This is a genomic window from Pseudomonas putida, from assembly GCA_029953615.1.
Taxonomy (GTDB): Bacteria; Pseudomonadota; Gammaproteobacteria; order Pseudomonadales; family Pseudomonadaceae; genus Aquipseudomonas.
Map to the genome: position 1 here is coordinate 71,570 of CP124529.1, position 22,472 is coordinate 94,041.

At 64.6% G+C, this 22,472-nt stretch carries 19 protein-coding genes and 1 pseudogene; 9 read left to right on the plus strand and 11 right to left on the minus strand.

Features of this window, described 5'->3' with window-relative positions:
- Positions 1–66: 66 nt before the first annotated feature.
- The 3 genes and pseudogenes from pstA to pstS form a co-directional block, all read right to left on the minus strand.
- Entirely contained in the window at positions 67–960 is an 894-nt protein-coding gene (gene pstA / locus QIY50_00380) for a phosphate ABC transporter permease PstA (GenBank protein ID WGV20811.1), read from the minus strand.
- Positions 960–1,926, minus strand: a pseudogene (gene pstC / locus QIY50_00385) (phosphate ABC transporter permease subunit PstC). The gene pstA and the pseudogene pstC overlap by 1 nt, the downstream one beginning before the upstream one ends.
- Positions 1,927–1,996: 70 nt before the next feature.
- The gene (gene pstS, locus QIY50_00390; GenBank protein ID WGV20812.1) at positions 1,997–3,028 is read right to left on the minus strand and encodes a phosphate ABC transporter substrate-binding protein PstS; all 1,032 of its coding nucleotides are present in this window, start codon (positions 3,026–3,028) and stop codon (positions 1,997–1,999) included.
- A 267-nt stretch (positions 3,029–3,295) separates the two neighbouring features.
- On the opposite strand from pstS, the gene QIY50_00395 reads away from it, so the two are divergent.
- The gene (locus QIY50_00395; GenBank protein ID WGV20813.1) at positions 3,296–3,673 is read left to right on the plus strand and encodes a termination factor Rho; all 378 of its coding nucleotides are present in this window, start codon (positions 3,296–3,298) and stop codon (positions 3,671–3,673) included.
- A gap of 170 nt (positions 3,674–3,843) precedes the next feature.
- Here the strand turns inward: QIY50_00395 and metC are convergent, their stop codons facing one another.
- From metC to QIY50_00425, 6 genes are all read right to left on the minus strand, one after another.
- On the minus strand, positions 3,844–6,534 hold the full coding sequence (gene metC, locus QIY50_00400; protein ID WGV20814.1) for a cystathionine beta-lyase: 2,691 nt from the start codon (positions 6,532–6,534) through the stop codon (positions 3,844–3,846).
- Between the two features lie 161 nt (positions 6,535–6,695).
- Positions 6,696–7,286 (minus strand): cysteine dioxygenase family protein, encoded by a 591-nt coding sequence (locus tag QIY50_00405; GenBank protein WGV20815.1) that lies wholly within the window; start codon positions 7,284–7,286, stop codon positions 6,696–6,698.
- Positions 7,287–7,315: 29 nt separating this feature from the next.
- Positions 7,316–8,134 (minus strand): amino acid ABC transporter ATP-binding protein, encoded by an 819-nt coding sequence (locus tag QIY50_00410; protein ID WGV20816.1) that lies wholly within the window; start codon positions 8,132–8,134, stop codon positions 7,316–7,318.
- The gene (locus tag QIY50_00415; GenBank protein WGV20817.1) at positions 8,124–8,804 is read right to left on the minus strand and encodes an amino acid ABC transporter permease; all 681 of its coding nucleotides are present in this window, start codon (positions 8,802–8,804) and stop codon (positions 8,124–8,126) included. Before QIY50_00415 ends, QIY50_00410 begins: the two co-directional genes overlap by 11 nt.
- Positions 8,794–9,528, minus strand: coding sequence for an amino acid ABC transporter permease (locus QIY50_00420; GenBank protein WGV20818.1), 735 nt, complete (start codon positions 9,526–9,528; stop codon positions 8,794–8,796). The genes QIY50_00415 and QIY50_00420 overlap by 11 nt, the downstream gene beginning before the upstream one ends.
- Entirely contained in the window at positions 9,528–10,367 is an 840-nt protein-coding gene (locus tag QIY50_00425) for a transporter substrate-binding domain-containing protein (GenBank protein WGV20819.1), read from the minus strand. Before QIY50_00425 ends, QIY50_00420 begins: the two co-directional genes overlap by 1 nt.
- A gap of 288 nt (positions 10,368–10,655) precedes the next feature.
- Here QIY50_00425 and QIY50_00430 point away from each other — a divergent pair, with 288 nt between their 5' ends.
- From QIY50_00430 to QIY50_00455, 6 genes are all read left to right on the plus strand, one after another.
- Positions 10,656–11,507, plus strand: coding sequence for a LysR substrate-binding domain-containing protein (locus QIY50_00430; GenBank protein ID WGV20820.1), 852 nt, complete (start codon positions 10,656–10,658; stop codon positions 11,505–11,507).
- A 224-nt stretch (positions 11,508–11,731) separates the two neighbouring features.
- Complete coding sequence (locus QIY50_00435; protein WGV20821.1) at positions 11,732–12,604, plus strand: universal stress protein; 873 nt, start codon at positions 11,732–11,734, stop codon at positions 12,602–12,604.
- Between the two features lie 426 nt (positions 12,605–13,030).
- Positions 13,031–14,257, plus strand: a complete 1,227-nt coding sequence (locus QIY50_00440; protein ID WGV20822.1) for an MFS transporter — start codon at positions 13,031–13,033, stop codon at positions 14,255–14,257.
- 243 nt (positions 14,258–14,500) lie between these two features.
- A complete protein-coding gene (locus QIY50_00445) occupies positions 14,501–16,342 on the plus strand; it encodes a potassium transporter Kup (protein ID WGV23127.1) in 1,842 nt (613 codons plus the stop codon).
- Positions 16,343–16,440: 98 nt separating this feature from the next.
- Positions 16,441–16,908, plus strand: coding sequence for a hypothetical protein (locus QIY50_00450; GenBank protein ID WGV20823.1), 468 nt, complete (start codon positions 16,441–16,443; stop codon positions 16,906–16,908).
- Positions 16,909–17,041: 133 nt separating this feature from the next.
- On the plus strand, positions 17,042–17,374 hold the full coding sequence (locus tag QIY50_00455; protein WGV20824.1) for a hypothetical protein: 333 nt from the start codon (positions 17,042–17,044) through the stop codon (positions 17,372–17,374).
- An 85-nt stretch (positions 17,375–17,459) separates the two neighbouring features.
- Here QIY50_00455 and QIY50_00460 read toward each other — a convergent pair whose 3' ends face one another.
- Together QIY50_00460 and QIY50_00465 are read right to left on the minus strand one after the other, a co-directional pair.
- Entirely contained in the window at positions 17,460–18,164 is a 705-nt protein-coding gene (locus QIY50_00460) for an SDR family oxidoreductase (protein ID WGV20825.1), read from the minus strand.
- A gap of 89 nt (positions 18,165–18,253) precedes the next feature.
- The gene (locus QIY50_00465; protein WGV20826.1) at positions 18,254–19,159 is read right to left on the minus strand and encodes a LysR substrate-binding domain-containing protein; all 906 of its coding nucleotides are present in this window, start codon (positions 19,157–19,159) and stop codon (positions 18,254–18,256) included.
- 222 nt (positions 19,160–19,381) lie between these two features.
- On the opposite strand from QIY50_00465, the gene QIY50_00470 reads away from it, so the two are divergent.
- Together QIY50_00470 and QIY50_00475 are read left to right on the plus strand one after the other, a co-directional pair.
- Positions 19,382–20,626: a DUF1835 domain-containing protein gene (locus tag QIY50_00470; GenBank protein ID WGV20827.1), complete on the plus strand. Its 1,245-nt coding sequence runs from the start codon at positions 19,382–19,384 to the stop codon at positions 20,624–20,626.
- A 155-nt stretch (positions 20,627–20,781) separates the two neighbouring features.
- Positions 20,782–22,470 (plus strand): NAD(P)H dependent flavin oxidoreductase family protein, encoded by a 1,689-nt coding sequence (locus QIY50_00475; protein WGV20828.1) that lies wholly within the window; start codon positions 20,782–20,784, stop codon positions 22,468–22,470.
- Positions 22,471–22,472 lie beyond the last annotated feature (2 nt).

Below are 22,472 nucleotides of genomic sequence, written 5' to 3' on the forward strand. Positions count from 1 at the left end.
GGCTTCGCTGACCATGGGAGCGGCTTTTGGCGCAGTGGAAACGTTCAAGGTCGGATGCTCCCTTTCTCAATACTTGGGCTTGCCGAATACTCGGCTCAGAATGTTGATTACCAGCACGATCATCACCAATACCAGCGAGGCCGCCCAGGCGAGCTCGAGCTGGTTGTCGAACGGCATGCCGGAGAAGTTGTAGATCAGTACGGCAAGCGAGGCCGTCGGGTTCATGACCGCGAGGTCGCCGTCATGCAGGATCCAGTAGTTGCTGAACAGCGCGGTGAACAGCAGCGGCGCGGTCTCGCCGGCGGCACGGGCCACGGCCAGCATCACGCCGGTCAGGATGGCCGGCAGGCCGGTGGGCAGGACGATTTTCCAGATCACCTGGGCACGGGTGCAGCCCATGCCGTAGGCGGCATCCTTCATGATCTTGGGCACCATCTTCATCGACTCTTCAGCGGTCAGCACGACGATGGGCAGCATCAGTACCGCCAAGGCCACACCACCTGCCGGTGCGGAGTAGGTGCCGGTAGTCATCACCACCAGGGCGTAGGCAAATACGCCGGCCAGGATCGACGGCAGGCCGGTGAGCATCTTGGCGGCGAAGCGCGCGGCGTTGGCCAGCTTGCTGTCCGGCCCGAGTTCGGCCAGGAACACCGCGGCCAGGATACCGACCGGCACAGCGATGGCCGCGGCAATGCCAACCATGACGAAGGTGCCGGCCATGGCGTTGCCGAAGCCCCCGCCCATCTCGAAACCGGTGGGTGGCAGCTCAGTGAACACCTCCAGGTTGAGCCGCGCACCGCCACGGGTGATCAGCATGTACAGCACGGAAATCAGCGGCACGCTGGCCACCAATGCCGCGAACCAGGCCAGCGTGGTCAATACCAGGCTGCGCAACGAACGGCCTTCCAGCTTGCGCTGCAGGCTGGGCAAAGCGTTTGCAGGGGTGCTGAGGTTGGTCATTATTTGTTACCCCGCTGGGCGTAGAGCATGATCATCGAACCGAGCACGTTCACCAACAGGGTGATGAACATCAGTACCAGTGCGGCATACATCAGCACCTCGACCTCGTTCGGGCCGGCCTCCGGGAAGTTCAGGGCCAGCAAGGCCGCCAGCGTGTTGGCCGGAGCGAACAAGGACAGGGAAATGGTGTTGGCATTGCCCACCAGCATGGCCAGCGCCATGGTTTCACCCAGCGCACGGCCCAGGCCGAGCACCAGCGAACCGAAGATGCCGGTGGCTGCCGATGGCACCATTACCTTGAGGATGGCTTCCCAGTGGGTGGCGCCCAGGCCGTAGGCGGCCTGCTTGGTCTTCATCGGCACGCTGGTCAAGGCATCCTGCGAAACGGCAGCGATGGTCGGCAGAATCATGATCGCCAGCACCAGCGCGGCAGGCAGCAGCCCGGGCCCGCTCAGCGAAGTGCCGAAAAAGGGAATCCAGCCCAGCTCGCTGTTCAGCCAGGTGGTCAGCGGGCGAATGGCCGGGATGACCACATAGATCCCCCACAGGCCGTAAACGACGCTGGGGATGGCAGCGAGCAGCTCGACGATGGTGCGAAACACCGACGCCAGCCTGGCCGGGAGAAAGTCCTGGGTCAGGAAAATGGCCATGCTGATGCCGAAGAAACCGGCTATCAACAGGGCGATCAGGGCGCTGTAAAGCGTGCCCCAGATCGCTGGCAGAATACCGTACTTGCCTTGGTTGACGTCCCAGACACTGCCGAACAGCACGTCAAAGCCATGCTTCTCGATACCAGGCAGTGCCTTGCGGCCCACTTCGTAGACCAGCGCGAAGACCAGCGCCAGCACCAGCACCACACCGATACGTGCAAGCGTACGGAAGGTGCGATCGACCAGGAAGTCTTTCGCGGACGGTGGCTGGCACGCGGAGTCGGGATTGGCCGGGATGGCAAAAAGGTGTGTTCATTGGCAAGTTCCGGGACAGAGGGCAAACACACCCGGCATGGCCAAGGCCATACCGGGAGCGCCTGGGCGTGTTACTGGATGTTGGCGGACGCTTTGCGCACCTGATCGACAACCGACGGTGGCAGCGGGATGTAGCCCATCGAGTCGGCGATCTTCTGGCCTTCGGTCAGGCTGTACTCGACCATGTCGCGCATGGCCTTGGCCTTGGCCGGGTTACCGTTGTCCTTGCGGAAGATCATCCAGGTGTAGGAAGTGATCGGGTACGACTTGGCACCGTCCGGGTCAGGCAGCCAGGCCACCAGGTTTTCCGGCATGTTCACCGCTGCCAGTGCCTCGGCACCGCTCTCGGCGTTCGGCACGACGTATTGGCCGGCCTTGTTCTGCAGCTGGGCGAAGTCGACCTTGGCCAGCTTGGCGAAGCCGTATTCGATGTAGCCGATGGCGCCTGGCGTCTGGCGGACGGTGGCGGTTACGCCGTCGTTCTTCGGCGACTTGATGAACTTGTCGCTGGCCGGCCAGTTGACGGTGTTGCCTTCACCCAGCGCTTGCTGGAAGTCGGCGTTGATGGCCGACAGGTGCTTGGTGAATACCGCAGTGGTACCGCTGGAATCGGCACGCACGACCACGGTGATCGGCGTGGCTGGCAGTTTCAGCTCAGGGTTGGCCGCGACGATTTGCGGGTCGTTCCACTGGGTGATCTTGCCGAGGAAGATGTTGGAGTACACATCGCGTGGCAGCTTCAGCCCTTTCGGGTTGCCTGGCAGGTTGTAGGCCAGGACGATCTCGCCAGCGGTCATTGGCAGCAACTGGACGCCCTCGCCGACCTTGGCGATTTCTTCAGCTTTCATTGCCGAGTCGCTGGCGGCGAAGTCGACGGTTTTATTCAGAAAGTCCTGAACACCCGCCCCACTGCCCTTGGACTGGTAGTCAACGGTGACACCGTCGGTTTCCTTGCTGAAGGCCTTGAACCAGGTCAGGTAGATGGGTGCAGGGAAACTGGCACCGGAACCGGTCAGGCGGACGTTCTCTGCGGCAAAGGATGCCGAAGTGGCGCAAAGAGAAACGGCAACGGCGAGTGCAGCAGACTTCATCAGGCGTATCATCGAAAAGCGCTCCGTGTGATGGCCGGCACACTTTGCAGCAGCAATGTTACAGCTTTGTGACCAATGAATTGCAGGCCCCACGGTAGAGCCTTCCTGGTGCGCCATCATGGCAGCACCAAGAGCTGGCTCAACTGTAAGGCCTCGATGTGTCGGTTGAATGACGTTTTCCAGCAGGCAACTGGCTTGGGCACCACTCGTCGATTGACGGGCACTCTGGCGTTGCCCCGGCATTCAACCGCTCATGCACACCAGACGGGAGTGAATGCCATGCCACGCGGCGACAAGGACAAATACACCGACAAGCAGAAGCGCAAGGCTGAACATATAGAGGAAAGCTACGAGCACAAAGGCGTGCCAAAAGACCAGGCCGAAGCGCGCGCCTGGGCCACCGTCAACAAGCAGTCCGGGGGTGGTGAGAAAAAAGGAGGCTCGGGGCAAACCACATCTTCCAGCGAAAAGAAAACTGCCCGCTCTGACTCCGCCAAACGTGCAGCGAAGTCACGCCAGGGTCATTCCCGCACATCGGACAGCTCGCTGGAAACCCAGAGCAAGCAAAGCCTGATGAAAGAAGCGCGCAGCAAAGACATCAAAGGGCGTTCCACCATGACCAAGGCACAATTGGTGGAAGCGCTCAGGCGCGCATGACACAAAGCCCCGGAAGGCGCGATCCCTGTGGGAGCGGGCAAGCCCGCGAAGAATCCAACGCGGTGCATGGCACCGGCTGCGCCGGCGTTCGCGGGCAAGCCCGCTCCCACAGGGACCGTGCTCACCTTGAAAGTGACCAAGCCCGTTGTTCTCGCCTCGACCGCATCCAATCAGCGTAGCGCCTGGTCCAGGTCGCGCAGCAGCGAACTGACCGCCTCCAGGCCCACGTGCAGGCGCACCAGCGCTCCACGCACCGGTGTGGCGAAGTTTCGCTCCCCCAGCTCGGCCAAGGTCGCCAGGCTCTCGTAGCCACCCCAGGACGCGCCGATGCCGAACAGGCGCAGGCGATCGATGAAGGCTTCCGCCCGGCCCAGGCTACTGTCGGCCAGCTCGATGCTGAGCAGGCCATTGCTGCCCTTGAAGTCGCGGCGCCACAGGGCGTGGCCCGGGTGCTCCGGCAACCCGGGGTGATAGACCCGTGCCACGTCCTCACGTGCCTGCAGCCAGCGGGCGATTTCCAGGCCCTGGCGCTCGTGCACCGCCATTCGGCTGGCCAGGCTGCGCGCACCGCGCAGCACCAGCCAGGCATCGTCCGGGCTGACCGTGCAACCGCAGGTATCGCTGCTGCGCGACAACGCGGCGAAGGCCTCGCGGGTGGTGCAGACGCTGCCTAGCATCACGTCGCTGTGCCCGCCCAGGTATTTGGTCAGGGCCATCACTGAAATGTCCGCGCCAAGCGCCAGCGGCTGGTGCAGGTAGCCCGAACTCCAGGTGTTGTCCACCGCCAGCAGGATCCCGCGCGGCTTGCACAGCGCGGCGATGGCCGGCAGGTCGTTGAGTTCGTACAGCAACGAACTCGGGCTTTCGCTATAGACCATGCGTGTGTTCGGACGCAGCGCGGCCTCCAGGCCCTGCCCGTCAGCGGCAAAATAGCTGACCTGCACGCCAAACGGCTGCAGCAGCTCGCGCGCCAGCCGCCGTACCGGCCCATACACGCCATCGCTGAGCAGCACATGGTCGCCGGGGCGCAGGTAAGCCAGAAACGTCTGGGCGATGGCCTGCAATCCGGTGGCGAACAGCTTGGTGCGGTGGCCACCTTCCAGTTCGCTGACCAGGTCCTCCAGGGCAAAGGCCGTGGGGTTGCCACGGGCGCCGTAGCTGAGCACCCTTTGCTGGTCGCGACGGCTGCGCGCCTCGCGCTGGTCGGCGACGCTGTCGAACAGCACCGTGCTCAGGCGGCTGACCGGCGGGTTGACGCCATGCGCTCCCTGGCCCGGCTCACCACGACCGGCATGCACCAGCCGTGTGGCGATCGGGTCGGCGTGGGTCAATGGCGCAAAGCTGGCGACCTCGGCGGCGCTCATCTGCGCGATCAGCCCGGTTTCCCAGGCCAGGTAGCGGCGTGCGGCCTCCTTGTTGCCAGCGTGGCGGTCGTGGACGAAGAAGAGGAAATCGATGCAGGCAGTGTCCGCCAGCGAAGCATCATCCTCGACCTGTGGCCACTCGGCCTGCAGCGCCCGAGGGAACAGGCGCGCCGCCTGGCGTTGGGCCGCGGGCAGTTCGCTGGCCGCCAGCTCGGCGACACGAGGGTCATCGGCAATGAATACCAGGCGCCGCGGCTGCGTGCGCACCTGCTCGGCCAGGTGCGGGCGGATCGCCCATTGTGCGCCGCGCAAATGGCGCCTGCGGTAGGCCGTGCTCGGGCGCAGGTCCAGCAACAAGGCGCCATCGAGTTCCTCGGCGCTGGCCTCGGCCAGGTTCACTGCCAGCCCGGGCATGGCCGGTAGTACCAGGCCACTGCCCAGGCCACCTTCGAGCACATAGGCCTCATGCCCCATTTGCCGCAGCCAGCTGGCCACTACCGGCGCGCGCACACCGTCGTCGTCGAACAGCACCACGCGCGCCTTGCGCACGCCGATGTACAGGTCAGTGCCCTGCACCAGTTGCCCGCCCGGGCAGTGTTGCGCACCGGCCAGACTCCCGCCGGCAAACTCCTCGGGGGTGCGCACATCGCACAGGAACAGCGTGCGCCGTGCGTCCCGCTGCCATTCCAGCGCCTGCTCCGCCGTCACCCACTGCACCCCTGCCGTGCGCGCCAAGGCCACGGCCCGCGCCCGTTGCTGTGCCAGCGCCCGCCCACTGTGGGGCGGATAGCCGCGCTGCCCGCCGTGCTCCAGTGGCAAGTCCACCAGGTACCAGCCCTGGGTGCCGTTTTCCAGGGCATAGACCGGGTTGTCGATGCCGAGGTTGATCAGGGTTTGCGCACCAATGATGCTGCGGGTGCGGCCTGCGCAATTGATCACTATCGGTGTGTGCGGGTCAGGCACCAGGTCTTCCAGGCGGTAGCCCAGTTCACCGTTGGGGCAACAGGTGGCGCCGGGGATGTTCATCTTGGCGAACTCGTCCAGCGGCCGGCCGTCGAGCAGCACCAGCGGCTTGCCCTGACGCTGCCATTCGGCCAGTTGCAGGGCGCTGATGCGGGGGGTGTGGCAGGCATGCTCGACCAGCTCGCCAAAGGCCTTGGATGGCAAGTGCACGCCGGCAAACAACTCGAAGCCTGCGGTTTGCCAACCCAGGCTGCCGCCTTCGAGCCAGTGTACCGCCGTGTAACCCAGGGCCTGCAGGCACCGGGCACCGCGCTGCGCCAGCTCGCCGCCGGCAGCGTCGTAGACCACCAGCCGCACCGCCGGGTTGGGCGCCAGGCGCGGGGCCTCGATTTCCAGCCGGCTGTACGGCAGGTTGACGGCGTAGAACAGGTGAGCTTCGCCGTACTGGCCGTGTTCGCGCAAGTCGAACAGGGCGATCTCCTGGCCGTCGAACAGCCAGTCATGCAGGTGCGCGGGGGTGATGCTGGGGATCATGGGACGCGGTCCGTTGTCGATTGGATTGGAAACAGCCTGTACCCGTTCCGGCCTCTTCGCGGGCACGCCCGCTCCCACAGGGGACTGCACATTGCCTACAGGCGGTGTAATACCTGTGGGAGCGGGCGTGCCCGCGAAAGGGCCGGCTCAGGCCATACACATCAAAGGCCATAAGCCTCGATCGAAGGCGCCATCTGCGACGTGTTGTAGTTCACCACGCTGCCGTCGTCCTTGACCCCATAGCGGTTTTCCAGCGACTCCAGCGGCCGACCATAAAGGTGGAAGTGCAAGGTCGGCTTGTCGCCTTCGACGCGAATGCCATGCAGGTCCTCGCCCAGGAAGGCCACCGAGGTGCCCGGCTGCACCACGATCTCGCGCTCCAGCGCCAGGCGGGCGCGGGCCGGGTCGCTGCCGTCATCCTCGCGGCGGTACACCCGGTTCAGCTCCTGCCCCTCGACGGCAACGATGATCGCCCAGGTCTCGTGGTTGTGCGGCAAGGTCGCCTTGCCCGGCAGCAGCGAGTTGACGTACAAGGTCGGCGACTCGCCGTCGTCGTTCAGGCGATAGCGGAACTGGGTCTCGCCGCTCGCGGCATCCGGCGCCGGAAAACGCTCGAAGTTGAACAGCTCGCGGTACTCGGCCAGGCCTTCGAGCAAAACGACGATCTGCTGCAGCGCGGCGCGGTCGACGCCCCGCGCATGGATGGCGCGCACTTGCGCCAGGAACGGCTGAATCACGGAATCACGGGACATGCTCGGTCTCTCTTGTTCGCTAGCGGAAATCAAACGCTGAGGCTGTAGCGCCCCAGGTTGCTGAATACATCGGGCGCCGGGCGGCTCGGACGTTGCCCGCCCTCGCCCAGCGCATGCTGCAGGAAGGCGCGGGTACGCTCGTGCCGCGGGGCACGGAACAGCTGTGCGGCGCTGCCGTGCTCGACGATGCGGCCATGCTCGGTGAAATACACCTGGTCGCTGATCTCTTCGGCAAAGCGCATTTCATGGGTAACCAGCACACAGGTCATGCCCTCCTCGGTCAGCTGGCGGATCACCGCCAGCACTTCGCCGACCATCTCCGGGTCCAGTGCCGAGGTCACTTCGTCGAACAGGATCAACCTGGGCCGCATCGCCAGGGCGCGGGCGATGGCCACGCGCTGCTGTTGCCCACCCGACAGCTCGCCCGGAAACGCCGCGGCCTTGTGGCCCAGGCGCACCTTGTCGAGCAACGCCAGGGCCTGGTCGCGGGCTTCGCCACGCTGGCGACCGAGCACCTTGGTCGGGGCAATCAGCAGGTTGTCCAGCACGCTCAGGTGCGGAAACAGGTTGTACTGCTGGAAAACGAAGCCCACCTGCTTGCGCAGGGCAATCAGATCGGCCTCTCCCCGCAAGCGCTCGACCTGGGTATCGCCAATACGGATGCTGCCCTGCTGCGGCCGCAACAGGCCGGTCATGCAGCGCAGGATGGTCGACTTGCCCGAACCCGACGGGCCGATGATCGACACCGCCTGGCCGGCCTGCACCTCCAGGTCGATACCGCGCAGCACCGGGTTGTCGGCAAAGGCCAGGTGCACGTCGCGCAACTGGATCAGGGGTTCAGAAGGCATGGCGACGCTCCAGGCGTTGGGTCAGGCGGGCAATCGGGTAACAGTAGGCAAAGAACAGTGCCAGCACGCTGAAGTACACCAGGACGGTGAAGCCGCTGCGGTTGACGGTATTGGCGGCAATCTGCGCGCTGTCGATCAGGTCGTGCACGCCCACCAGCGAAGCCAGGGCGGTGCCCATGGTCACCACCGCATACAGGTTCATCCACGGTGGCAGCATGCGCCGCAGGCACTGCGGCAGGATGATCGACCGGAAGATCTGCGCGCGGCTGAAGGCCAGCGAGCGCGCCGCCTCCCACTGGGTGACCGGGATCGAGGCGACTGCGCCACGAAAAATTTCGGCGACGTTGGCACTGGCCGGCAGTGCCAGGCCGATGGTGACCTTCAGCCAGTCGGGAAAGGCCACCCAGGTGCCGGCAACCTGGATGTCGAAGGGGAACACATAGGAGGTGAAGTAGATCAGCACCAGCCACGGGGCGTTGCGAAACACCTGCACCCACAGGCGCGCGATACCCCGCAACGGTGCCAGCGGCGACAGCAACAGGATGCCCAGCAACAAGCCCAGCAGTGTGCCCAGGGCGATGGCGCCGACGCTGATCTGGATATTCTGCAACAGGCCTGCACCCAGGGTCGGTGACCAATGCCACAGCGCGGCGAGGTTCTCAATGGCCATAGCCAGGCATCCTCAGGCGCGCTTCCAGGACGCGACCGGCACAGTTGACGGCGAAGCTGAGCAGGCCGAAGAAAGCCAGGATCAGGATCATCAGCTCGATGACGTTGTCACCCTGGGTCCAGATCATGATCGAGGCGTAGGTAATGTCGTTGACGGCAATCGCCGAGGCCACGGCGGTCATCTTCACCAGGTCGATCAGGTTGTTGACCAGTGCCGGCAGGGCGAAGCGCACCGCCAGCGGCAATTGCACCTGCAGCAGTTGCTGGCGCCGGCTGAAGGCCAACGAGCTGGCCGCCTCCAGGGTCACCGCCGGTACCGCCTCGATGCCGGCGCGCAAGGCCTCGGCATGGAAGGCGCCCTTGTGCAGGGCAATTACCAGCACCACCCAGGCAAAGGGTGTCATCGGGTTGGCATTGCCCAGGCTCTGGCTAATCAGCATGTTCAACACCAGGAACGCGCAGTACAGCTGCACCAGTGTCGGCGTGTTGCGCGTGACCTCGATGAAGGCCCGCGCCGGCCAGGCCAGCCAGCGGCGCCCGGTGGTGAGCGCCGCCGCCAGCAGCACGCCGACCAGCAGGCTGCCGGCGATGCTGAACAGGCACAGCCAGAGCGTGGTCAGCACACCTTCCAGCAGCTTGCTGCTGGCGTAGCCGTCGAACAGGAAGCTGTAGTTCAGGCCTACCCGGGCAAGTTGCCCGACCAGCCAGTGCAGAACCTCGCTCATCAGGCGCCTTCGCCCTGCAGCTTGGCGCGCAGTTCCACTAGCGCAGGCGAGGCCGGGGTGATGTGGTTGGCCTGCTCACGCTCGATCAGCCAGCCACTGCGGTGCCATTGCCTGACGAGCGGGTCGAGGCGCTGCTGGGTGTCGGTCTCGCCCAGGCGCGTCCAGATCACCGATGGCGCCGGGTTGAGCTCGGGGGCCAGGGCGCGGTAAGCGCTCCACTCGCCGCCCTTGGCCAGCAGCGGGTTGATCAGCGTGGCATCGTGCACCGCGGCCACGCAGTTGTTGCCACGCAGGGCCAGCAGCGATTCGGCCGAAGTCTTGAACGCCTTGAGCTCGGCCCCCAGCGCCACCAGCGCCTGGGTGTAGCTGCTGCCCTGGCTGGTGCATACCGGCTGGCCCTTGAGGTCGGCCCAGGTCTTGATCGGGCTGTCCTTGGCCAATGCTGCGGTGCCGCCGACACGGTAGAACGGCGTGGGCACGTGGCCCAGCAGCTTGTCACGCTCGGGGGTCCATTCCATGTTGGCGATCAGCAGGTCGACCTTGCCCTGCTGCAGGAACTGCACACGGTTGGCTGGCTGCACGGCAACCAGGTCGACCGCCACGCCCAGCTGGCGCGCCAGGTCACGAGCCAGGTCGACGCTGAAACCGATCGGCTCGCGGGTGGCCGGGTCGATGGCACCGAACGGGCCACCGGAAAGCACCACGCCCACGGCCAGCTTGTGCCGCTGCTGGATCTTGTCCAGGGTGGCATCGGCCTGGGCCAGGCCACTGGTGGCCAGGGTGGCAGTGGCCAGCAACGATGCGAACAGCCCGTGACGGGCAAAGGTGGACAGCGACATGGTGGGGGCTCCTCATCCCGGCAGCCGGAACACCCGGCCAATGAGGGCGCATCCTAGGAAGTTGCAGAGGCGAGGGGAAATTCAAATATTGCCTATCGTTATAACACCGCAAAAACCGAGAGCCTGCCGAATGGGCATAAGCAGCGGAATTTCTGGCTTCCTTTGGCGAACCAGTGATTTCCTATCGACCAACAGATAAAGATTCATTATCTTTAATCCTTCTTCAGTAATGTAAAACGGCGGGGAAGCACTGCGCGCCCTACCCCCACTCCTCTAACCGGCCACCCCATGAGCGCCCTCGATCTCGACCTGCTCCGCACCTTCGTCGCCATTGCCGACCATTCGAGCTTCGCCGAGGCCGGCCGCAACCTGGGCCGTACCCAGGCTTCGGTGACCCAGCACATGCAGCGCCTGGAGCAGCAGGTGGGCGTGCCGCTGTTTCGCAAGCATGGCCGCCACAAGTCGCTGACCGATGCCGGCCGCCAGCTGTTGCGCCACGCCCGGCAGATGCTCGCGCTAAACGACGAGGCGCTCGCCGGCCTGCGCCAGGACGGTCCCAGCGGCGTGCTGCGGATCGGCTCGCCCCACGACATCGCCGACACCATCCTGCCGCCATTGCTCGGCCACATCGCCCGCTCGGCGCCCAACCTGCGCCTGGAGATCGACGTTGGCCGCAGCCCGTTCCTGATGGAAGACCTGCAGCGCGGCAAGGTCGACATGGTCATCTCGACCCGCACCGCACCGGGCCTGGAAGGTTTCGCGTTGCGCACCTCGCCGGTGTGGTGGATATGCGCAGCGCACTATCAGCACCTGCTAGGTGAACCCCTGCCGCTGGTGCTGGTGGACGAACCCAGCCTGTACCGCAAACTGGCGCTGGAGGCACTGGAGCAAGCCGGCATCGCCTGGCGCCAGGCGTACCTGGCATCCAACCTGATCGGCGTCAAGGCGGCGGTGCGCGCCGGCCTGGGGATTACCGCACGCAGCCAGGAAATGGTCGGGCCGGACATGCGCGTGCTCGGGCAAAGCGATGGCCTGCCGGCACTGCCCGACGTGACTTACCACCTGTGGGTGCGGGCCAACACCGTCAACCCGCTGGTGCGCCAGGCCTATGCGATGGTGCGTGCCAGCGCGGGGTTGTGAGGCGGGCGCCCTGGCGACCACACAGGCAGCCCACTGGCGTCAAGGGGGGCGCATGAGTGGTCAGCTCAAGTGGTTCTCTCACTCCATTGACACACGTCAAACCGGCGCGCCGGGTTCGCGAGACGATGGCTGCCAGCAAGGAACGAACCGACAACAGCCAGGCGCATTGTGCTCAAGGCATCGCCATCGATCACCGTGCGCGGCTTTGGACAAGGAACCCCCGCATGAGCCCGCTGAACCACGTACTGGTAGCCACCGACCTGTCCGCCTCTGCCCGCAACGCGGCAGAGCGCGCTGCCCACTTGAGCAAGGCGCAACAAGCATCACTGGACCTGCTTTACGTTGCCAACCCGGCCCCCTTCGAGCGCCTGAAGCAGTTGGTGGCACCTGATGAACATCTGCTGAAGCGTGTACTGGATACCGCTGGCGAAAAAACTCGCGCACTGGCTGCAATGCTGTTCCAGCGCTATGACATCGCCGCTGGCGTGCAAGTCGCGCACGGCTCGGTGACCAAAGAGATCAGCCGCGTGGTGCAGGACAAACGCAGCAACCTGCTGGTGTGTGGGGCAAAGGGCCAGAGCGTGGCGCGGCGCCTGCTGGGTTCCACAGTGCAGAAAATGCTGAACCGCATGCCCTGCCCTTTGCTGGTGGTCAAGCAGGCACCTCGCGATGCGTACCGCACCTTGCTGGTTGCGGTCGATTTTTCGTCTTCGTCACTGCGTGCCATCGAACTGGCAAAGGCCATCGCCCCTCAGGCCGAGATCATTCTGCTGCATGTCTACGAGGCGCCGTTCGAAAGCAGCCTGCGCTTCGCCCATATCGATCACGACACCCTGACGCACTATCGCAATGTCATCCGCAAGGATGCGGTGAAGCAACTGGCGGCCTTGAGCGAAACCGCCGGCGTGGCCGATGCTCGGCAAATCGTGGTGCACGGTGACCCTGGCTGGCAGATTGCCGAGCAGGAACAAGTGCTGGAATGCGACCTGATCGTGGTCGGCAAGCAGGGCGAAAGTGCGCTTGAAGAGCTGCTGATCGGCAGCGTCACCCAGCATGTGCTGAACGAATCCCAATGCGATGTGCTGGTGTCGCCATAGGGCCCACTGATGGGGAGGACGCTTGTGCGTCCTCCACCGAAGCCCGCACTATCCATGGCGGCGCCTGCTTCGCGGGTAAACCCGCTCCCACAGCGGATCGCGCCAGCGTTCAGGTTGTGAGCAAGACCGCTGCGCCCCCAGGTCCTTTCTGGTCTCAAGCTGTACGCAAACCGGTGGGAGCGGGTTCACCCGCGAACACGGGCGAAGCCCGTGCCATCCTCCGCAGCACCGGCTTGCGGAGCCTGTAACATTACTCCCCGGCCAACAGCGCGTGCCCTGCACAAGGCGTTTCATCGATTGCGCTGATGATTACTATCGAGCGCCCCGCCTGTAGGCCGGGTAAAAACGCCCCCTATAATCGCCAGCAAAATTTCCCCGCTCCTTGCGCCTGCCTCAGGCGCCATCCCCGTCTTGGAATCCAATACCATGCCAAGTGCCAGCCAGGCCCCTCGCGGCCGCCCCGAACATGATCAACAAAGCGTCAGCCAGCAGTGGCTGGCCATTCTCTCCGTCGCGGTCGGTGCCTTCGCCCTGGTGACCAGCGAGTTTCTGCCGGTGGGCGTACTCAACGATGTCGCCAGCGACCTCGGTATCAGCGCAGGCCAGGCCGGCCTGATGGTCACCCTGCCCGGCATCATGGCCGCCCTCGCCGCCCCGTTGCTGTCGGTAGGCATTGGCGCCCTGGACCGTCGCTACCTGCTGATCGGCCTGACGCTCATCATGATCATTGCCAACGCGGTGGTGGCCTACGCCAGCGACTTCGCCCTGCTGCTGTTCGGCCGCGTGCTGCTGGGCATCAGTATCGGCGGTTTCTGGGCAACGGCCATTGCCCTTAGCGGCCGCCTGGCGCCCAAAGGCGTGGGCGTGGCCCAGGCCACCTCGATCATCATGGTCGGCGTGACCCTGGCCACCGTGCTGGGCGTACCGGTAGGCACCTGGCTAAGCGGCCTGATGGGCTGGCGCATGACCTTCCTGGTAACCGCGCTACTGGGCGTACCGGTGCTGCTGGCTCAGGTCCTGTTGCTACCGCGGCTCAACCCGGACAAGGCCATTCGCATCAGCGACCTGCCGGCCCTGTTCATCAACCCACAAGCACGGGTTGGCCTGATCGCCGTTTTGCTGATCGGCCTGGCGCACTTTGCCGCGTATACCTATGTCGCCCCGTTCTTCAAGCAAAGCTCCGGCTTCGATGGGCCGACCATTGGCTCGTTGCTGCTGCTCTATGGCGTGGCCGGGGTATTCGGCAATATCTTTGCCGGTTTCGCCGCCAATCGCAGCGTGCGCCATACCCTGCTGTTGGTGGCATTGATGATCGGCACCAGCACCGCCCTGTTCCCCCACTTCGCCACCGGCATGACCGGCGCCGCGATGCTGATCGGGCTGTGGGGCTTCGCCTTCGGCGCCTTCCCGGCCTGCGCCAGCATCTGGATGTTCGTCGTCGCGCCCAAGGATGTCGAACGCGGCATGCCGCTGTTCGTCGCCATGTTCCAGGTGATCATTGCGCTTGGCTCGTTCTTCGGCGGGCGGATCGTCGACCAGCTGGGCAGTTCGGTACTGTTGAGCCTGGCCACGGCCCTGGTGGGCTGCGGTTTCGCTACCGTACTGGTGCTGGGCCGCAACGTCAGCAACAGCCTGGCGGCCCAACCTGGCTGACCGTAACTTTTTCTTCACTCGACCCGGGCAGCGACTGGCCGCAATCGACCGAGGCGCCTGGGCATGGCGCATGGCTATTTTTTACGCACTTTTTACGACTGGCCCGACAGCCTGAAGCAATACTGGCGCGCGATGCCCAAGGATGGCATGCATTTTTTACCCGCCCGTCCAGAGAAGCCCTTCGTGAGCCAGTCCACCGCCATCGCAAATCAATCCCTTCCCGGCAAGTCCAACTCCATCGGTATGCTCGTCGCCGCTGTCGGCGTGGTGTATGGCGACATTGGCACCAGCCCGCTGTACACCCTCAAGGAAGTGTTCGCCGGGCACTACGGTGTACAGGCCAACACTGCCGGTGTGCTGGGCGTGCTGTCGCTGGTGTTCTGGTCGTTGCTCTGGGTGGTGTCGCTCAAGTACGTGCTGTTCATCCTGCGCGCCGATAACCAGGGCGAAGGCGGCATCATGGCCCTGACCGCCCTGGCCCATCGGGCGGCGGCGCCCTACCAGCGGCTGGGCAAGGTGCTGGTGCTGCTCGGCTTGTTCGGCGCTGCGCTGTTTTACGGCGACAGCATGATCACCCCGGCGATTTCCGTGCTGTCAGCCGTCGAGGGGCTGCAACTGGCCTTCGACGGAATCGAGCATTGGGTCGTGCCGCTGTCGGTGGTGGTGCTGGTGGCGCTGTTCGTGATCCAGAAGCACGGCACCGCGCGCATCGGCATCCTCTTCGGGCCGATCATGGTGCTGTGGTTCATCGTGCTGGGTGCGCTGGGGCTGCATGGCATCGTCCAGCGCCCGGAAGTACTGCAGGCGCTCAACCCGGTGTGGGCGGTGAAGTTCTTCCTGCTGCACCCGGGCATGGGCGTGGCGATTCTGGGCGCGGTGGTACTGGCCCTGACCGGCGCCGAAGCGCTGTACGCCGACATGGGGCACTTTGGCCGCAAGCCGATTGCCCGGGCCTGGTTCCTGCTGGTGCTGCCCGGCCTGGTGCTGAACTACTTCGGCCAGGGCGCGTTGATCCTCGGCGACCCGCAGGCAGTACGCAACCCGTTCTATCTACTGGCGCCCGAATGGGCACTGCTGCCCATGGTCGGGCTGGCCACCCTGGCCACCATCATCGCGTCCCAGGCTGTTATCTCAGGTGCCTTCTCGCTGACGCGCCAGGCCATCCAGCTAGGGTACGTACCGCGCATGTTCATCCAGCACACCTCCAGCGAGGAACAGGGGCAGATCTACATTGGCATGGTGAACTGGGCGCTGATGGTGGGCGTGGTGCTGCTGGTGGTCGGCTTCGAGTCGTCCGGGGCACTTGCGGCAGCCTATGGCGTAGCCGTGACCGGGACCATGCTGATCACCACGCTGCTGGCTTCGGCGGTGGTGCTGTTGCTGTGGAAGGCACCACGCTGGCTGGCTGTGCCGATGCTGCTGGCGTTCCTGCTGGTCGACAGCCTGTATTTTGCCGCGAATGCGCCAAAAATCCTCCAGGGCGGCGCGTTCCCGGTGATTGCAGGCTTGGCACTGTTCGTGCTAATGACCACCTGGAAGCGCGGGCGCAGGATGATCGTGGAGCGGCTGGACGAGAGTTCGCTGCCGCTGGACCTGTTCATCGCCAGCCTCAAGGCCCAGCCGCCTCACCGCGTGAGCGGTACTGCCGTGTTCCTGTCCGCCAGGCCCGAGGCGGTGCCCCACGCCTTGCTGCACAACCTGCTGCATAACCAGGTGCTGCATGAGCAGGTGGTGCTGCTGACCGTGGTGTTCGAGGATGAGCCACGGGTCAACGCCGGCAAGCGCTACGAGGTCGAGGCTTTTGGTGACGGGTTCTTCCGTATGAACCTGCATTTCGGCTTCATGGAAGAGCCCGACGTGCCGTTGGCATTGAGCCGCTGCCAGGGTTCTGACCTGGAGTTCGGCCCCATGCGCACCACCTATTTTCTCAGCCGGGAGACGGTCATTGCCGGCAAGCAGATGGGCATGGCCCGCTGGCGGGAGCACTTGTTTGCCTTCCTGCTGAAGAATGCCAACAGCAACCTGAAGTACTTCCAGCTGCCGCTGAACCGGGTGATCGAGCTGGGTACTCAGGTCGAGATCTGAGCAGGCATGATCCTTCTGTCAGGACAATAGAACTTGCACTGCCGCCGCATGTCTTATCAGCAGCTGAGCTCTACCTGCGCCGTTGGAGGCGAAACAACATGAAAAAAACCCTGGTAGCCGTGTTTGCGTGTGCTCTGGCATTCGGCGCAACGGCAATGTTACCTGCCGATATATCGCCGATGGGATCCGCATATGCCAAAGGTGGCGGCGGCGGTGGCGGTGGCGGTGGCGGTGGCGGCCACGGTGGTGGTGGCGGCCACGGCGGCGGCAATGGCGGTGGACGTGGTGCCGGCATGGGTGGTGGGCACAACGGCACTGGCAATGGTGCAGGCCTGGCGGGTGATCATGCCGGCAAGGCTACGCGCGATCACGGCGTGAGCGGCAAACATTATGGAAGCTCACGCAACCAGGACAATGGCCACGGTACCACTACCTCAGGCATTGCCCAGTCCAAGGATACTCGCGGCTTGACGAAATCCACCGCTATGTCGGGTACTACACCCGGTGATCATAATGCCAAGGGGCTGAGCGGCGCGGTACAAAACTCTACGAAGAACGATCGATGAGTGGAAGGCTGCCAGGTACTTTAGGTACCTGGCAGTCAACTGCGTCGAACGGTTGCGCACTGCGGAACTTAAGAGGCAACTTCATGTCGTATCCGCACCCAAGCTCCCCTGCGCCTTCTGGAGGCGAACAAACATGAAAAAAACCCTCGTAGCCGTCTTTACCTGTGCCCTGGCGTTCGGCGCAACTGCATTGTTGCCTGCTGATGTTTCGCCGATCGGCGCCGCATATGCCAAAGGTGGTGGCAACGGCGGCGGACACGGTGGTGGCAAGGGTGGCTTCAACGGCAATGGCGCCGGCTACGAGAGTGACCATGCCGGCAAGGCCACCCGCAACCATGGCGAAAGCGGCAATCACTATGGAAGCTTGCGCAACGATGACAACGGCCGTGGTACCACCCGGTCAGCCATTGCCAATTCCAAGGAGCACAACAAGCCAGGGCGCTCCTCTTCGAAGCATGGTTGGTAACTGAAAGCGCGCGCAAGCCTACTCCCACAGGTATGGCGCATTGCTTTGGCAAGACAGGTGCTCCCCTGCCCAAGCCCCGCGGAGGTCAGACACTGCGCGTCAGGCCACCATCAACCTTGATGTTCTGCCCGGTGATATAAGCCGCCCCGTCGCTGGCCAGGAATGCAATGGTGGCGGCAATTTCCTCGCTGGTGCCATAGCGCCTGAGCGGTACGCTGTCGCGCCGCTGCTCAGTGGCTGGCAGGCTGTCGATCCAGCCAGGCAGTACGTTGTTGATGCGCACGTTGTCCGCGGCATAGGTGTCGGCGAAGATCTTGCTGAACGCCGCCAGGCCCGAGCGGAACACCGCCGATGTGGGGAACATTTCGTTGGGTTCGAAGGCCCAGGCGGTAGAGATGTTGATGATCACTCCGGCCTTCTGCCGTTGCATGATTGGTGTGACCAGGCGCGCCGGGCGGATGACATTGAGCAGGTACGTGTCCATGCCCTTGTGCCAGTCTTCGTCGCTGATCTCCAGGATCGGCGCGCGCGGGCCGTGACCGGCGCTGTTGACCAGCACATCGACGCGCCCCCACTTCCCCACCACGGCATCCACCAGCCGCTGCAGGTCTTCGACCGACTGGTTGCTGCCGGTAACACCGATACCGCCCAGCTCGTTGGCCAGCGCTTCGCCCTTGCCAGAGGACGACAGAATGCCGACCTTGAAGCCGTCGGCGGCCAGGCGACGTGCTGCTGCTGCGCCCATGCCGCTGCCACCGGCGGTGATGATGGCTACTTTTTCCCCAGACATATTGCCTCCTTCGGCGATGGAACCCTGTGTTTGCAAGTGCATTCACACTAGCAGCCACACAGCTGTGGAGGGAGGCAGCCGGACTTCGTCTAGCCAGTAGATTTTCTTTCGTCAGCCTGGGCCTTGAGCCACGCCCTGACGATTTGCAGCGCTGCTGGCGGCTGGCCCTTGCGCGGCCATACCAGGTAGAACGCCTTGTCCAGCCGCAATTGCTGAGGGAACACCTGCACCAATCGGCCGGCAGCGATGTCGTCGCTGACAAAGGCACGGCTGGCCAGGGTGATGCCCTGTCCGCCAATGGCAGCTTCGATGGCCAGCGAGGTCTGGTTGAAGCGCACGGTCTTCGCCGTGGGCGCCGGGTGGCCAGGGAACACCGCTGCGCAGAACTGCGGCCAGAAGTTGTGCGCATCGTGCAAGGCCACATAGCGCTGCAAGGCGGCAAAACCTTCTGGCCAGCCCACTTCGGCCAACAGCGCCGGGCTTGCCACCGCAACCACCGGCTGCTCCATCAGCAACTCGGCGTTCAGCCCGGTACCGAACGGCGGCTGCCCATAACGCACGGCCAGGTCCACACCATCGGTATGAAAGTGCGAAAGCCGGTCGGTGGCCAGTACCCGCAGGTCAATCTCGGGGTTGCGCTCGGCAAAGTGCCCTAACTTGGGGATCAGCCATTTCGAAGCGAAGGTTGGCGTTACGCTGACCGTGAGATGGGAAGGTGCCGGGCGCAGCAGCCGCGTGGCATCGTCGATCATCGCCAAGGCGCTGCGCACGCTGGTGCTATAGGCATGCCCGGCATCGGTCAGGCCAAGGCCGCGCGGCAAACGCTCGAACAGGCGCACCTCCAGGCCGGCCTCCAGCCCGCGAATCTGTTGGGCAACGGCGGCCTGGGTGACGCCGAGCTCCTCGGCAGCCAGGCGAAAGTTCAAGTGACGCGCTACCACTTCAAACACCCGTAGCGCATTGAGTGAGGGCAACCCGGGAAAACCTGCAGGCATGGCGATGATTTTTCTATTGGCTGATCAGCAGCTTTGCACCGAGGCTATCCTCATCGGCCGATGAAGTCGATGCTTTGCAGCCGCTCGCATTACCCGGTAAAGTCAGCGCCAGGGCGCTGGCTGCGCCTGCGGTCCGCGCGAAGGGGTTGCCCGAGCCATGCGCCATCACATTTCCATACCAGCTCCCGGCTTGTCGGCGGACCGAGCCCCAAAGGAGTTGGCATGCCCACCATCAACGCATCCCGCCACCACGGACTGCTCGACCTCCCCGCCTTGCGCAAACGCGCCAAGCGCTTGCTCAGCGCCCTGAAAAACCACGCAGCCGACGACACCCGCGAGCAGCTACGCGCGCTCGGTTTGCCTGGCCCTGACTACCGGCTTGCCGATACTCAATGGCTGGTGGCCCGCGAGGCCGGCTTTGCCAGCTGGCCCAAGCTCAAGGCGCATGCCGATGCCGTCGCTTTCGCGGCACGCCACCCGGGCTTCACCGCCGATGACGAGGCTGCCGTGCAGCATTGGCGCTGCGGCAACGACATCGCCCACAGTTTGCGCACGGCCGGTTTTGCCGGTGCCTTCCAGATGTTCGACGACCCCATGGTCATGGGGCCCGTGCCCGCATTGCCCGAGCAGCAGTATTGGCAGGTCCGCACCGCTTACCTACAGCAGGCGTTCAACCTGGGCGCCGAGGACATCGAGCAGCGCCAAGCGGCACAGCGCAGCGCCCTGGCCGGGTTGAACAGTGACAGCAAGCTCGTGCTGTGGTGCGAGGGTGACGCTTACGACCAGCTGTTCCTGATCCGCGTGCTTGCGAGCCTGCCCAGCCTGCCGCGCCGGTTGGAGCTGATCGAAATCAGCCAGGTACCTGGCGTCGAGCGCTTCATCGGTATCGGCCAGCTGGCCCCGGACCTGCTTGCCTGGCTATGGCCGCAACGTCGCGCGCTGGGTGAGGAGGCACTGGCACTGGCCCGCCAGGTCTGGGCGGCCTATACCGCGCCTGACCCGAGGGGCTGGGCTGCCCTGGCGGGCCTCCAGCATGCGGCGTTGCCGTTGCTGGGCCGGGCCCTGGCGCGGCAACTGCAGGAACTGCCGGGGGCGAACGACGGTTTGAGTCTCACGGAGCGCCTGCTGTTGCGCGTTCTGGCGTCACGCGGCGAGCTGCCGGCCGGACGTGTGTTTGCCCAGTTGATGATGGAGGATGAACCGCTGCCTTACCTGGGCGACCTGATGTTCCATGTTCTGCTGCAGCCTCTGATCCATGCGCCGCACCCGCTGCTGCTGGAGGGCCCGGGCGAGTCCTGGGCACAACGGCCGTTGCGGCTGACCGCGCTTGCCGAACAGGTGCTCGCCGGGCAGGCGCACTGGCTTGACCACAGCCCTGCGCCGCGCTGGGTGGGCGGAGTGCTTGTCGAGGCCGCGGACAGGCCCTGGGTAGTCAGCGAACAAGGCGAAGTGTGGCAGCGCAAATAGCCTGCTCAAGCCTGGTCAGGCAACGCGGTGGATGGCACCGGCTGCGCCGGTGATCGCCGGCAAGCCAGCTCCCACAGGGATTAAGCTAGCCTTCGGAGCTTGAGCAAGGCCGGTGCTCCTGGCAACAATCGAACCTTCACTCGCCCGAGGTACCCATGCACCATCGCCACGTCATTGAATTGTCGCCCTCGGGCAAAACCTTCGACGCCAGCCAGGAGTTGCTGCTCGATGCCATGCTTGCCAGCGGCCTACCGGTGCCTTTCTCCTGCCGCCGCGGTGCCTGCGGGTCGTGCAAGGTCAAGGTGCTGTCAGGACAGTACCGGGACACGCAGCGGGCGGCAGACACGCCCGCGCCCTGCTACCCTCTGGCAGCTGACGAAATGTTGCTGTGCCAGAGCCACGCCTGCACTGACATGTGCCTGGAAATTCCCGGCTGGTCCCTGGACACGCCGGCACTGGAAATCCACGCACAGGTTCGTGGCAAACGCGACCTTAGCGCCGATATCGTCGAACTGGTGCTGCAGCCTGCACAACCATTGGCGGTACGGGCGGGCCAATACGTACGCTTCCGGCTCGACAACGGCGACAGCCGCTGTTTCTCCATCGCCAACCTGCCCGCCCAGGACCAGGGGCAACTGGTGTTTCACATCCGCAAGGTCAGGGGCGGCCTGTTTACCGAACACCTGCTGCCAACCCTGCAGGCAGGTGACACCTTGAAGCTCGAAGGGCCGGTGGGTGCCTGCACCTGGCAGCACGAGGGCCAGCGCCCACTGGTGCTGTTCGCCACCGGTACGGGTTACGCCGGCATCAAGCCATTGCTGTTGACCGCCCTGGCAGGCGATGCCGAGGTCACGTTGTACTGGGGTGGCAGATCGAACGCGGACTTCTATGACCGTGAGTTTCTCGACCAGGCCAGCCGTGCACACGCTCACTTTCACTGGCACCCGGTGCTGTCGGACCAGGCGCGGGTGCAGCAGCTGGCGCTGGCCCAGGCCCATCGCTGGGCCGACACCCAGGTCTATGCCTGCGGCAATGCCGCGATGATCCGCCAGGCGCGCGAACAGTGCCTCGCGGCGGGCCTGCAGCCCCATCACTTTGTCGCCGAGGCTTTCGTTGCCAGCGGCGCACTGGCGCCCGAAGCGTCAACAGCCAGGCCATTGCACCCGGCGCTGGAAAAGGTCGGCCCGCGCTACTCGCCGGACGGTATGCTCGCGGCGCGCGAGCAGTCGGTACGGGCCGTGGCGGCGATCGCCAGCCAGCTACAAGTCGGCATGACCACCGCCCAGGCGCTGGAGATGGCCGGGCAAACCTTGCAGGCGATGGGCGCGTCGCACACCTGGCACCCCACCTACATCCGTTTTGGCGACGACACCATACGCACGCCGCGCCAAGGCATCGATCTGCAACGTACATTACGGCCCACGGATATCGTCGTGGTCGATGTCGGCCCGGTGTGGGATGGTTATGAGGGCGACTATGGCGACACCTTCGTGTTTGGCCAGCATGAGCTGCACCACGCCTGCGTCAAGGCGCTGCATGAAGTGTTCGAGGAAACCCGCCAGGCCTGGGGCCGTGGCCTGACCGGGCGCGAACTGTATGATTTCGCCGAGCGCAGTGCCCAGGCAAAAGGCTGGCAGCTGGAGCGCAACCTGGCCGGGCATCGCATCGCCGACTTCCCGCATGTTCTGTATGGGCAAGACAAACTGGCCGAGGTCGAAATCGTCCCGAGCGAGGTGGTGTGGGTGCTGGAGATTCAGTTGTGCCACCCTACCGAACCGGTCGGGGCGTTTTTCGAGGATATCCTGGTCGGTGAAGTCGCCCTGGCGCGCTCCTTGACCCAGTAACA